Source organism: Paenibacillus sp. 2KB_20 (genome assembly GCF_052115765.1).
In the GTDB taxonomy this organism is placed as follows: Bacteria; Bacillota; Bacilli; order Paenibacillales; family Paenibacillaceae; genus Paenibacillus_AQ.
This window is the reverse complement of sequence record NZ_JBFRHH010000008.1, coordinates 146,911-160,347: the sequence shown is the minus strand read 5'-3', so window position 1 is coordinate 160,347 and position 13,437 is coordinate 146,911. Positions and strand designations below refer to the sequence as shown.

11 protein-coding genes are annotated in these 13,437 nt (G+C 49.6%); 2 read left to right on the top strand and 9 right to left on the bottom strand.

All coding sequences use genetic code 11. The annotated features are described in order from the left end of the window. Positions 1-25: 25 nt before the first annotated feature. Together AB4124_RS22920 and AB4124_RS22915 are read right to left on the bottom strand one after the other, a co-directional pair. Positions 26-745 (bottom strand): phosphonate ABC transporter ATP-binding protein, encoded by a 720-nt coding sequence (locus AB4124_RS22920; RefSeq protein ID WP_441974279.1) that lies wholly within the window; start codon positions 743-745, stop codon positions 26-28. Between the two features lie 83 nt (positions 746-828). Further along, a complete protein-coding gene (locus AB4124_RS22915) occupies positions 829-2,010 on the bottom strand; it encodes an MFS transporter (protein ID WP_339272425.1) in 1,182 nt (393 codons plus the stop codon). 129 nt (positions 2,011-2,139) lie between these two features. Here AB4124_RS22915 and AB4124_RS22910 point away from each other — a divergent pair, with 129 nt between their 5' ends. Next, positions 2,140-3,057 (top strand): ArsR/SmtB family transcription factor, encoded by a 918-nt coding sequence (locus AB4124_RS22910; RefSeq protein ID WP_076321182.1) that lies wholly within the window; start codon positions 2,140-2,142, stop codon positions 3,055-3,057. 16 nt (positions 3,058-3,073) lie between these two features. Then, on the top strand, positions 3,074-3,811 hold the full coding sequence (locus tag AB4124_RS22905; RefSeq protein ID WP_076321181.1) for an HAD family hydrolase: 738 nt from the start codon (positions 3,074-3,076) through the stop codon (positions 3,809-3,811). A 70-nt stretch (positions 3,812-3,881) separates the two neighbouring features. Here AB4124_RS22905 and AB4124_RS22900 read toward each other — a convergent pair whose 3' ends face one another. The 7 genes from AB4124_RS22900 to AB4124_RS22870 form a co-directional block, all read right to left on the bottom strand. Next, positions 3,882-6,173: a DNA topoisomerase 3 gene (locus AB4124_RS22900; protein ID WP_430184768.1), complete on the bottom strand. Its 2,292-nt coding sequence runs from the start codon at positions 6,171-6,173 to the stop codon at positions 3,882-3,884. A gap of 116 nt (positions 6,174-6,289) precedes the next feature. Continuing rightward, the gene (locus AB4124_RS22895; protein WP_441974278.1) at positions 6,290-7,777 is read right to left on the bottom strand and encodes a glutamate synthase subunit beta; all 1,488 of its coding nucleotides are present in this window, start codon (positions 7,775-7,777) and stop codon (positions 6,290-6,292) included. Between the two features lie 341 nt (positions 7,778-8,118). Continuing rightward, positions 8,119-8,607 (bottom strand): dihydrofolate reductase, encoded by a 489-nt coding sequence (locus tag AB4124_RS22890; protein WP_076321178.1) that lies wholly within the window; start codon positions 8,605-8,607, stop codon positions 8,119-8,121. A 58-nt stretch (positions 8,608-8,665) separates the two neighbouring features. Further along, positions 8,666-9,460: a thymidylate synthase gene (gene thyA / locus AB4124_RS22885; RefSeq protein ID WP_215154970.1), complete on the bottom strand. Its 795-nt coding sequence runs from the start codon at positions 9,458-9,460 to the stop codon at positions 8,666-8,668. Between the two features lie 138 nt (positions 9,461-9,598). Continuing rightward, positions 9,599-11,014: a dihydrolipoyl dehydrogenase gene (lpdA, locus tag AB4124_RS22880; RefSeq protein ID WP_009589200.1), complete on the bottom strand. Its 1,416-nt coding sequence runs from the start codon at positions 11,012-11,014 to the stop codon at positions 9,599-9,601. A gap of 3 nt (positions 11,015-11,017) precedes the next feature. Next, complete coding sequence (locus AB4124_RS22875; protein ID WP_076321176.1) at positions 11,018-12,337, bottom strand: dihydrolipoamide acetyltransferase family protein; 1,320 nt, start codon at positions 12,335-12,337, stop codon at positions 11,018-11,020. A 29-nt stretch (positions 12,338-12,366) separates the two neighbouring features. Beyond that, positions 12,367-13,344 (bottom strand): alpha-ketoacid dehydrogenase subunit beta, encoded by a 978-nt coding sequence (locus AB4124_RS22870; RefSeq protein ID WP_076321175.1) that lies wholly within the window; start codon positions 13,342-13,344, stop codon positions 12,367-12,369. Positions 13,345-13,437 lie beyond the last annotated feature (93 nt).

Sequence of the window (13,437 nt, the reverse complement as noted above, 5' to 3'; positions counted from 1 at the left end):
ACCTGGCGTCTTTGGTGATCGATAATTACAGTCTTGACTTCTCGCCATGGGTTAAACGTCTTCCCGTCACATCCACAGCCAGCTCTCCGCCGGATAGTCCCATGATCCGGGTGCAATACTTCTCAGCCAGCTCCAAGGATATAACGGTAAATACGGTTAAACGTTCTTCCTCGCACAAGGTTTTAAGTGTCTTCAATACGTGCTCAGCCGAGGCCGGATCGAGTCCCGTGACCGGCTCGTCCGCCAAAATCACCTTGGCACCATGAACAAGTGCACGGGCAATAGCAATCCGCTGCTTCTCGCCGCCGCTTAACTCGCCGGCTTTTCGTTTGGCCTTGTCCAACAACCCAAGGTGCTCGATCGTGTCCATAGCTCCCATATAATCATCAGACCGGACCATCCCGGTTACCATCCGCCACAGCGGTGTTTGGCTGGATTGTCCGATCAATACATTCTTAAGTGCCGTTCGATTAACATTCAAGGACGGGTTCTGCTCAAGATAAGCCCATTCCCGGCGAATTCTCCGTTTTCCCGCAGGATTCATCATATCTTCGCCATCAATCGTTAATTTGCCGCCGTCCCATTTTTGCTGCATGGATAGACAGCTCATTAACAAGCTTTTCCCGCTTCCGCTAGCACCGATCAGACCGATCATTTCCCCGTGCTCCATCTGAAAAGTGATATCCTTTAACACCGGTGTGCGTTCAGGACCCATCGTTTTCTTCAGCCGATCCACTTTAATCATGTTATCGTCTCTCCCGTCAAGTGCATATTCCTACTCTCTAGTTTAGAAGAAAGCGAAAGCAATTGCCATGAGAACGCATGTTCCTATTCTTGTGTTGATGTGGTTTTGACTTTAAACCATAATCCCGTACAGGCAAACAGAATATACAATCCACCAAGCAGTACGAAGATCCCTCCGTTCCACCCCGTTTCCATGATGGCGCCCCCGGCATTCGGACCTGCTATGCTGCCCGCATTAAAATGGAAGGAAGCCACGACGTTGGCCGCCGGCAGCAGCACTCTGGGAAGGATATCCGCCGCATAAGCCAAACCTAGGGAGAAGAAAGAACCAACCAGGCCACCAGCCAGCGTTAATAATACTAAGGTTGCCCAGAAATTCGTTCCTGCTGCAGGAATGAGCAAGAAACAGCATCCGCCCACAATACCGGCGATCGTCAGCACCCGTTTGCGTCCGAATTTATCACTCCACATGCCGAGGGGAAGCTGCAGCACCAGACCGCCGATGCCGACAAAAGGAAGCAACGCCGAAATTTCGCCCAATGTAAATCCGCTTCTTAACCCGTAGACCGGGAAGTTGCTGTTAATTCCTGCTTCCATATAGCCGTAGAGAAACGCGGGAATCAACGCAAACCAGGCCAGGCGGTAGCTTTTGAGATAGCGTCCAGCTGGCTGCTGATCCCCATTCTCGCTTTTTTCCGGCTTCAAGTTCGGAAGTTTGAAGAGCACGACCAACAGAATGAACAAGAACAGCACGGCCAGAATTATAAATGGTACCGCCTCGCCATACTTCAGCAGCGGAATGCCCAGCGGCCCTATGCTGAATCCTAAGCCGTAGGACATGCCATAAAAGGATATGCTTCGCCCCCGGTTCTTAACCGTTGACATCATCAGCACCCATAGCTGGGCGGCATAATGAAGTGCGCTATCGCCTATACCGACGAGCACGCGCAGTACAAACCAGACGGCCACGCTTGGAATCAACGGAAAAGCAACCAGCGACAGCATCACGAGCACCAGTCCCGAAATGATCAGTTTTTTGAAACCGACCCAGCCGAGAAGTCTTTCCGCAACAAGTGTCATGGCAAATGAGCCTACATATAAGGCAGCCGCGTTCAATCCGTTCATGGAGGATGAAATGCCCATCCGTTCCAAAAATATAGCCAGCACCGGCAATAACAGTCCCTGGCTTAAACCAGCCGCAACGACGACGGCAATTAAAATGAAATAATGAGTTCTCCCCTGACGGGGGGTTACAGCTTCTGTCACTGAAATATAGTCCTCCTCTAATGTGAAAAAACGATGAATTTAAACAGTCAGATGAACATTATAGTGGACAAGCCCAATCCATACAAGCCATAATAATAACAATGCCATCAATTGGGAGGGTATCCGTTAATGAAATATAAAGTTAGCATCGATGTATCTATGGTCTACGAGCTGCTGGGCAGCTTCATGATATATGCAACAAGGAAATGGACCGATAACCTGGATATCGGAAAACAGCTGATAACAGAGATGGACGAGCGTTTACCTCAGCCTGTTCGCGTCCAGTTCAGCCGAGCCCGATCATGGCCGCTCGCGGATTATGATGTGTTATACGCCTTAATCATGCTTCGGGGAGAACACCTTGAAATCCCGGATTTTCTGAATTGGATTGAAACTTCCGCCGTTGAAGAGCTGCATGACCTGCTTCAGCCTCACTTGCCCTCCCTCTCGCGGGATGAAACATCTAGAATTCGAGAAAACTACACACCGCTGATGAAGCTGTGGCATGAGCACTACTTCTCGGAAGTGGAGCCTGACCTATATCAGCTCCTGGAAGACGATGCCGAAGAGAAACGAATGCTCCTTCCGAAAATGGATGACGAAAATTTGATCGAATATGCCTCAAGCGGGGTTATATTGGACGATGTGCCTCAAGAAAACGTCGTTTTGTTCCCGGGCACGCATTTCCGGCCGATCAATACCTATTGCTTCTATGAGAACGTACTCCTGCTCCAGTATCCTATCGATATCCCGGAAGAAGAGGAAGATGAGCCGCCCGTCGTTCTCCTCCGCATGACCGAGGCTCTCGCCGACCCGAAACGCCTGCGTCTCCTGCGTTATATTGCAGATGAGCCGAAGGCCGTGTCCGAAATGGCGTCCGAGCTGGGTCAGCCCTATGAGGAATTGATGCACCACTTGATGATATTGAGAGCAGCAGGCTTGCTGCGCTCCCATCTGAAGTCCGAGAATAATGAAAGATTCAGTCTGCGGCCGGATGGGGCTGCCGAGCTTCAAATGTTTCTGGAAACTTACATTCGACTTTCATAGCAAGAAGGAGTATACCATGAGTAAAACATCGCAACATATTATCTTCGACATGGATGACACATTAATACATTGCAACAAATACTTCAATCTGATCCTCGGCGATTACTTCGAGTGTATGACCGAATGGTTTCAACATGTTGGCTTGACTACTGAAGAAGTCCGGGCCAAGCAGATGGAAATCGACGTAGCCGGCGTAGATAAGCTGGGATTTGCAAGTGCGAACTTCCCGCAATCCCTAATTGATACGTACCATTATTTCGGCCGCATTCATGGAAGAGAAAGCTCGCGCAAGGAAGAAGAGCTTCTCTACGAGTTAGGGCTCAGTGTATATGAGCAGGAAATCGAAGCCTACCCCGGCATGGTCGAGACGCTCGAGAAGCTTCAGGAAGATGGACACTGCCTCCACCTCTACACAGGAGGCGAGACTAAAATTCAGAAGCGGAAAATCAAACAGATGAAGCTCGCCGATTACTTCAATGACCGAATCTACATTCGCCAGCATAAAAATATTACGGCATTGGAAGAAATCCTCACGTTGGGGACATTCTCCCGCTCCGATACATGGATGATCGGCAACTCGCTTCGCACGGATGTCGTTCCGGCGCTGACGGCCGGCATCAACAGCATCTATATCAAGCAGCAGCGCGAATGGCAATATAATCTGGTCGAGTTGAAGCAAGAGCCGCATAATGTGTTGTATACCGTTTCGGCGCTGACCGAAGTGCCCGAGGTCATAGAAGATCACTTAGATTAATCAAAACAGACCGAGCCGATCAAGGAGGGTATCCCTGGTTGGCTCGGTTTTTTTATTTAACGGTGTCGCCTCACGATTTCACGGCTTCATTCGAGTCCTCTGCCTGAACGGCAAGCTTTCCGTTCCCTTCAGCAGCTAGGACAATCCTGCCTTTATACGTGCTGCCGTCCTCGTTTTTAAAGGATAATAGCTGGGTCTTTCCTTGAAGCAGCAAGGATTTCAGCATCGCATGCGAAACTTGTTTACCGGCAAATTCCTTCCAGATGACATAGTTGCAGCCGGTTTTGAAATTTGCGCAGCCATAGCCTTTGCGTCCTTCAATAATATGCCCTTCACATCCGGGTCTAGGGCATCGGCCTAATGAAGAGCGTACGGACGGTGCTTCACTTGAAGTGGAGGCATCCGACTTCGGAGTGCGCTTAGCCGTACGTTCTTCCTTGTCGCGTGGGGCTGCGGCAACTTTCCCCGTGCTTCGCTTCCCTCTGCCTTTGGACTTGTCCTCGTCCCCGCCGAATAATGACGAAGGGGCCTGACGCTGCGAGGATACCTTATTGATGATCGAAATGGTAAACTTCTGCACGTTTTGCATGAACACGTCAGCCGAAGCCTCGCCCTTGGATATTTGGTGAAGACGCCGTTCCCATTGGCCAGTCATCTCAGGCGAAGCGAGTAATTCTACGCCAGCATGCCGGATCAACTCCACCGCCGTCCTTCCCTTTTGGGTAACGGTGATTCTTTTGCCCTGCATCGTAATATATCCGACCTTCTTCAAGCGTTCAATGGTCGCTGCCCGGGTTGCCGGCGTTCCCAGACCGCTGTCTTTCATCGCATCCCGAAGCGCTTCATCCTCAATGGATTTTCCGGCACTCTCCATCGCCTTCAGCAAGGTACCTTCCGTATAACTCTTTGGCGGCTGGGTTGCCTTTTCTTTCACTTCGGATTTTTTGCAGTGTACCGGCTCATCGGGAGACAGATCGAAGGAACGGTCGTTCCATTCCTGAGTTTCTTCTTCCTCGTCCTCTTTCCCCTTCTTGGAAGACTTGGCTTTCTTCTGCTCTTTGTCCTGGGCAATCAGCACTTTCCAGCCTAGCGACAGCAATTCCTTGATTCCCGTCTTAAACGTTTCGCCCTCGACCTCGGTGAGCACCGTATGCTGCTTATACATCGCCGGCGGGTAGAAATGGGACAGAAACCGGAGGATGACCAGATCGTAAATATGCTGCTCTTCCTTGCTGAGTGTGCCCGGACGCTTTAACGTCGGCAAGATGGCATGGTGATCCTCAACCCGCTGCGGATTGCAAACCGCTTTATTATTTATGTGCACCCGGCTAGGATCCGCTCCTTCAGCCATCGATGCATAGGAGGTCGATTTCAACATATGAAGTGCCTTGTGCATGCCCTCGATGTTCTGTTCATTCACATAATTGGAGTTGGTACGCGGATATGAAATCACCTTGTGACGCTCATACAACGCTTGCGCAAGATCTAGCGTTTTTTTGGCAGAATATCCGTATTTGGCATTGGCTTCACGCTGAAGCAGGGTCAAATCATACAATTTGAACGGATATTCTTTCGTTTCTTTGACTTCATATTTAGTGATGACCCCATTCTTCCCATTGACCTTGGATGCGATCGTCTCTGCTTTCTCTTGCGAGGTCAGCCGCTCTCCCTGCCATGTTCCGGTATACTCCAACTGCTCTTGTTTGAACACGGCCTTCACGTCATAAAACGTTTGCGATTCGAAGGCTTCGATTTCCTTCTGCCGGTCATAGATCAGAGCCAGAACCGGCGTCTGGACCCGCCCAACCGACAGTAATGTCTGATGACGGGTCGTAAAGGCACGCGAGGCATTCATACCGATCAACCAATCAGCTTCACTGCGTGCGCGCGCAGCTTGCGTTAAATTCTCGAATTCAACCCCATCCTTCAGTTCCGCGAAGCCACGGGCAATGCTTTCCGCCGTTAAATCCGAAATCCATAGTCTTTTTACAGGCTGTTTCAATTTTAATTGCTGTTGGATAAGAGCGAAAATATATTGTCCTTCTCGTCCCGCATCACATGCATTTACGATATGGCTGCAGCGTTTGGCGACCTCTCCAATGACCTTCAGCTGATCTTTGGTTTTCGGATTCGGGATGATTTTGAATTGCTCCGGAATGATAGGCAGGTCCCGTAAATTCCAGCGTTTGTATTTCGGATCATATGCATCCGGCTCCGCTAGCCCAACCAGATGTCCGATAGCCCAAGTTATGATATATTGCTCACCTTCAAGATATGTACGGTTATTCTTGGCCCTCGGCTCGATGACCGCAGCGATGTTCCGTCCCATATCCGGCTTTTCGGCAATGACCAACGTTTTCAAATGACATTCTCCTCCCCGATGAGTCACCATGGCGCGGTGGCTAACTCCAAAAAGGACTTCGCTCTCGCGAAGTCCTTTTAACTACTATTAGTATGATAGCATATTTAGGAGAAGGATTAAACCAGTACGGTCGCACCCATCAAATATTTGTCTACCTCGCGTGCCACCTCGCGTCCTTCGTTGATGGCCCATACCACGAGGCTTTGACCGCGACGCATATCTCCGGCGGCAAATACTTTATCCACATTGGTCGTATATTTGCCATACGGTGCTTTCACATTGGAACGGCGATCCGTTTCAAGCCCAAGCTGCTCGACCAGCGTATGCTCCGGCCCGTCAAAACCGATGGCGATGAACGCCATTTGAGCAGGAAATGCCTTTTCTGTGCCCGGAATCGGTTGATACACTTTACGACCGGTTTCATCTACAATACGCTCGATTTGAACGGTATGAAGTTCTTTCAGATTGCCCTCTTCATCTCCGACAAATTTCGTAGTCATAATGGAGAATTCGCGTGGATCGTTGCCAAACAGCGCTTTGGCTTCCTCGTGTGCGTAATCAAGCGTATACACGTTCGGAAACTGTGGCCAAGGGTTCGCAATCGGATCACGCTGCAGCGGAGCCTGCTTATGCGTACCGAACTGAGTGACGCTGGTGCAGCCGTGACGAAGCGCTGTCGCGACGCAGTCGGAGCCGGTATCGCCGCCGCCAATGACGATAACGTCCTTGTCTTTTGCCGACAAGTAATTGCCGTCTTCAAGACCGGAATCCAGCAGGCTCTTGATGGTTCCGTTCAGATAATCCATCGCGTAATGAATGCCCTTGAGATCACTGCCCTCAATGTTGAATTCGCGCGGCTTTGTTGCACCGCCGCACAGTACGACGGCATCGTAGTCTTCCATCAGCTGCTTAGCGGGAATATCCTTGCCGATCTCCGTGTTGACAACGAATTCAACGCCTTCAGCCGCGAGCAGATCGACACGGCGCTGAACAATCCCCTTGTCCAGCTTCATGGATGGGATTCCGTATGTCAACAGGCCGCCGATGCGGTCGGCACGTTCAAAGACGGTTACGGAATGTCCTGCTTTGTTCAGTTGAGCAGCAGCAGCCAGCCCTGCCGGACCAGAACCGACAACGGCTACGCGACGTCCCGTGCGCTTTGCCGGCGGCTCGGGAACGACCCACCCTTCCTCAAAGCCCTTATCGATGATCGCTTGCTCGATGGATTTAATCGTGACCGGCTCCCCGATCAAACCGACGGTGCAGGAACCCTCACAAGGGGCAGGACATACGCGTCCGGTAAACTCAGGGAAGTTGTTTGTTTTATGGAGACGCTCTAAAGCTTCTCTCCATAATCCCCGATAAACAAGATTATTCCATTCCGGAATCAGATTGTGAATCGGGCAACCCGAAGTGCCGCCGAGCAGATCGATCCCTGTATGGCAGTATGGCGTACCGCAGTCCATGCAGCGTGCTCCCTGGGTCTGGAGCTCTTCTTCTTCTAAATGTTTATGAAACTCTTCCCAGTCTTTAACTCGTTCTGCCGGGCTCCGATCTGCCGGAAGCTGGCGCTGATATTCCATAAATCCTGTTGGTGTAGACATACTGCTTTACCCCCATCCGTTCTATCCATGCTGGTTACCATGTACAATTTATCATATCATAAATCATCCGACATCGATCTTCAGATGACCCAAGAAACAGGTTTCAGCCTGATTTATTTTTTCTATTTATGCTAAAAAAATTTTTATCAGAGCATGAATCCCCACGATTAGCGGCTATTTAAGCTGCGATTTGAATAAACATTAAAAATATAGTAGCATTTCGCTTTTCTCCTGTTAAATGGACTATATGCATGATCATTTGTACTATCCTACTATCAAAGTGTTGTCAACATGAATGGATTGAAGGATGTCTATCCCGTTTAAGCTCACCAACAAGCTCTTTATTTTCGTTCAAATGTAACAAACCGGTAGGCATATGGATTTTTCTCGTCTGTTATGCCGGGAACTTCTTCAATAATCCTCCATTCATCCCAGTTCACTTCAGGGAAGAACGTATCCCCTTCAAAAGTCTCATCAATAAATGTGCAGTACAGACGATCCGCTTTCGGCAGCATCAATTCATAGATCTGCGATCCGCCGATCACCATCAGTTCTCCGTTCTCCGCGTAGGGAAGGGCTTCATCGATATCATGGATCACGATGCCTTGATCCTCTGTCAGCGTGAAGCTTTTGTCTCTCGTAAGCACGATGTTCTTTCGGTGAGGCAGCGGTTTACTGCCAAAGGAATCCCAGGTCTTGCGCCCCATCAGAATCGTTTTGTGCAGGGTCGTCTCCTTAAAAAAGGCCATATCCCGCGGCAAACGCCACGGCATCGTACCATTCAGCCCGATCACCTGATCCTTGCCCATTGCCCATATCATGGATATCATGACTCCAGTCTCTCCTTCCTATATATGTGATGTCACTTCATACCCGCTTGAACTCTATTTATACAGCTACGGTTGCTTTAATGGTTGGATGATACTGGTAACCCTCAAATTCAAAATCTTCGAATGTATAATCAAAGATGCTCTCCGGCTTGCGCTTGATGACCAGCTTCGGCAGCTCATAAGGCTCACGTTCAAGCTGCGTTCTGACCTGTTCCATATGATTGGAATAGATATGGACATCGCCTCCGGACCAGATGAATTCACCCGGCTCTAGGCCGCACTGCTGGGCAACCATATGGGTGAGCAGCGCATAACTCGCAATGTTGAACGGCAGCCCAAGGAAGCTGTCCACAGAACGCATGGTAAGCATACAGGAGAGTTTCCCGCCCGCCACGTAGAATTGGAATACAAAATGGCATGGAGGCAGCTTCATGTTATCGATCTCTGCCACGTTCCAGGCACTGACGATATGCCGCCGGGAGTCGGGATTGTTTTTAATCGAATCGATGACATTGGCAATCTGGTCGATATAGCGTCCATCCGGCGTTTCCCATGCTCGCCACTGCGAGCCATAAACCGGTCCCAAATTGCCGTCCTCATCCGCCCATTCGTCCCATATCCGCACGCCGTTTTCTTTCAGATACCGGATGTTCGTTTCCCCGCTTAAGAACCACAGAAGCTCATGGATCACCGATTTCAGGTGAATCCGCTTGGTTGTCATCAGAGGGAAACCTTTGGAAAGGTCAAAACGCAGCTGTCTTCCAAATACGGATAACGTTCCCGTCCCCGTACGGTCCCCTTTCTCTACTCCATGATCAAGAATGTCTTGCAGCAGCTCCAAGTATTGTTTCATGTATAGTCACCTCACTAGAATCTCATATCAACAGTCTACCATGTTCGATATCCACACACAAAAACAGGAGGCAGAAACCGCCTGCGCGTTCTCTGCCTCCTGGCCGAATATATAATGACTCGAAAAACGTCGTTTGGATTAACGGGCAATGATGTGGATCGGATGACCCATAACCAATTCCGCAGCTTCCATTACGATTTCGCCAAGCGTCGGATGCGCATGGATCGTCAAGGCTACATCTTCAAGCGTAGCACCCATTTCAATCGCAAGACCGAGCTCTGCAATCAGGTTGGAAGCTTCCAGACCTACGATTTGCGCTCCAAGAATAAGTCCTGTTCCTTCTTCTGCCACGATCTTCACGAAGCCTTCAGGATGGTTCAAGGATACGGAACGTCCGTTACCAGCGTAAGGGAATTTGCCAGCTTTCACTTTATGGCCTTTTTCCTTCGCTTGAGCTTCGGTGTAACCTACGCTGGAGCATTCTGGATCTGTAAACACAACCGCTGGAATACACTTGTAATCCACAACGGAAGGCATTCCGGAAATGGCCTCAGCAGCCACTTTACCTTCATAGGAAGCTTTGTGTGCAAGCGCCAGACCAGACACGATATCCCCGATTGCAAAGATATGAGGAATGCTTGTGCGTCCTTGATGGTCAACTTTCACGAACCCGCGCTCATCCATATCGAGGCCGATCAGGTCCAGACCGAGCTCTCCGTCCGTGTTCGGACGACGGCCAACTGTAACCAGCAGGTAATCTGCTGTTACTTCTTTGGTTTCGCCATTCACGGAGTATTTCACGGTAACTTCTTTATCGTTTTGCTCAGCACTTTCAGCTTTAGCACCTGTGATAATTTCGATACCGGTTTTCTTCATGTTTTTCGTAACGAGGCTTGTCATGTCTTTGTCAAAGCCAGCCAGAACGCTGTCCAGACCTTCGATGATCGTTACTTTCGAACCGAATTTGGAGTACATTTGACCAAGCTCGGCACCGATGTAGCCGCCACCGATTACGATCATGCTCTTCGGTACTTCAGGCAGGTTCAATGCTTCGGTAGAAGACAAGATGCGTCCGCCAAACGGGAATGGCTTCAGTTCGATTGGACGGGAACCTGTAGCAATGATGCAGTTCTTGAAGCGGTAACGCGGAGATTCATGATCATTGAATACACGCGCTTCGTTTTCGTTGATGAACATGCACTCGCCGTTGAAAACTTCCACTTTGTTGCCTTTCAGCAAACCGGCTACGCCGCCAGTCATTTTTTTGACAACGCCGTTTTTGAATTCCTGTGTTTTCGCGAAATCAACCGTTACGTTCTCCACGGAAATACCGAATGCATCGGCATGCTTAGCAGATTCGAACTGATGAGCTGCAGCGATCAAAGCCTTGGAAGGAATACAACCACGGTTCAAGCAAACACCGCCGAGTTCCGATTTATCAACGATCAGAACCTTTTGACCCAGTTGGGCGGCACGAATCGCCGCCACATAACCACCAGGACCAGCACCAATGACTAGAGTATCAATATCTAAAGAAGCATCTCCAACTACCATTAGTTACACCTCCATAACAAGCAGCTCAGGGTTAGCGAGCAGTTGTTTAATATAGTTCATAAAGTTTTGAGCCGTTGCGCCGTCGATGATACGGTGGTCAAAGCTCAAGGACAATGCCATAACAGGTGCTGCTACAATCTCGCCGTTCTTCACAACCGCTTTTTCGCTAATGCGGCCAGTACCGAGAATAGCAACCTCTGGGAAGTTAATGATTGGTGTAAAGAACATACCGCCTGCGGATCCGATGTTTGTGATGGAAATCGTGCTGCCCTTCATTTCGTTAGGAGACAGTTTACCTTCACGGCCGCGAGCAGCCAGGTCACGGATGCTGTCAGCGATCATCCAGATGCTCTTACGATCCGCATCTTTGATAACCGGTACGATCAGACCGTTGTCTGTATCTGTAGCGATACCGATGTTGTAGTATTTTTTGTACACGATTTCGTTCGCTTCTTCGTCGATCATCGCATTCAAAGCAGGGAATTGACGGCTAGCCGCAACGAGTGCTTTAACGATGAATGGCAGATACGTAACTTTCGTGCCTTTCTTCTCCGCGATCGGTTTCATGCGAGTACGGAACGCTACCAGCTCGGTTACGTCAACTTCGTCCATGATCGTAACGTGAGGAGCTGTGTAAGCCGATTTAACCATGGCGTTCGAGATCGCTTTACGAATACCTTTGAATGGTACGCGCTCTTCTTCTGCACGAGTATCCACCGCTGCGGATGCTGCTGCAGGAGCTGCTTTCGTTTCGGAAGCCGCTTCTTGCGCTGGAGCTGCTGCTTGGCCTCCACCGTTTTTGAAGGCTTCAACATCTTCGCGAGTCACTTTACCGTTGTTGCCGGAGCCTTGCACTTGTGCAATGTCTACGCCTTGCTCACGAGCGAATTTACGCACGCTAGGTGTAGCCAGAACTTCACGGTTAGGTGCTGCTGGCGCTGCTGCTTCACCGTTTCCGCCTTGTTTAGCGTCAGCCGGAGCATTTTGAGCTGGTGAAGAAGTTGTATCTGCACTGCCTTTCGCTGCGTCAGCTTCTTGCGCCGACTGCTCTTCAGCAGGAGCTTCTTGCTCAGGAATGTCGCCTTCAGCATCGATGATAGCCACCACTTCACCGACACGGCACACTTGACCATCCTTGGCAAACACTTCTTGAACCGTACCGTTCACGGGACAAGGAACTTCTACGACTGCCTTGTCGTTCTGTACTTCCATGATGATGTCGTCGTCCGTTACTTTGTCGCCTGGCTTGATATGCATTTTGATGATTTCACCTTCATGCAGACCTTCACCCAGCTCTGGAAAACGATATTCAAATTTTGCCAACTGAAAAACCTCCCTAGATATTGCTGCTATTAGAAATTCAATACTTTATTGACGGCATCCACGATACGTGCTGGAGTAGGCAACCAAGTGTCCTCGATTTGCGCGAATGGATACACCGTGTCCGGCGGAGTCACGCGAAGCACTGGAGCTTCCAAGTGCAGAATCGCTTTCTCGTTGATTTGAGCGATAACTTCTGCAGCTACGCCTGCCGATTTTTGTGCTTCTTGAACCACGATGGCACGGTTGGTTTTCTTAACCGAAGCAAGCACAGTATCAATGTCGATTGGAGAAATGGTGCGCAAGTCGATGATTTCCGCTTTGATTCCGTTCTTCTCAAGTTCGTCCGCCGCTTTCGTTGCGGTATGAACCATCAGGCCGTAAGCGATGATCGTAACGTCTGTTCCTTCGCGAACCACGTTAGCTTTACCAAGCTCAATGGTGTAGTCGCCTTCAGGAACTTCAGCGCGGAACGCATGATACAGGTTCAAGTGCTCCATGAAGAACACAGGGTCATTATCGCGAATCGCTGCGATCATGAGTCCTTTTGCATCATAAGGATTGGAAGGTACTACAACTTTAATACCCGGGGTTTGTGTAATCAAACCTTCGAGCGCATCCGTATGCAGCTCAGCTGCTTTAACCCCGCCGCCGAATGGCGTACGGAATACGATTGGGGAATTGTAACGTCCACCGGAACGGTAACGCATACGCGCTGCTTGAACGACGATTTGATCAAGCGCCTCAAAGATAAATCCAACGAATTGAATTTCAGCGATCGGACGGAAGCCTTGAATACCGAGACCTACTGCCAAACCGCCGATAGCGGACTCAGCCAGCGGCGTATCGAATACGCGCTCTTCCCCGAATTCTTTTTGAAGGCCTTCCGTTACCCGGAAAACACCGCCGACATTACCTACGTCTTCACCGAAGATGACAACGTTAGGGTCACGGCTCAATTCAACGCGCATGGCGTCGCGAATCGCTTCTTTCATGTTCATTTGTGCCATTGCTTCATTTCCTCCTTAAGAAATACAGTTCACTAAAATTCCAGTGTTATGCCTTGCGGCTATATATCGATGTCAAAACGTAATTTAAAACAG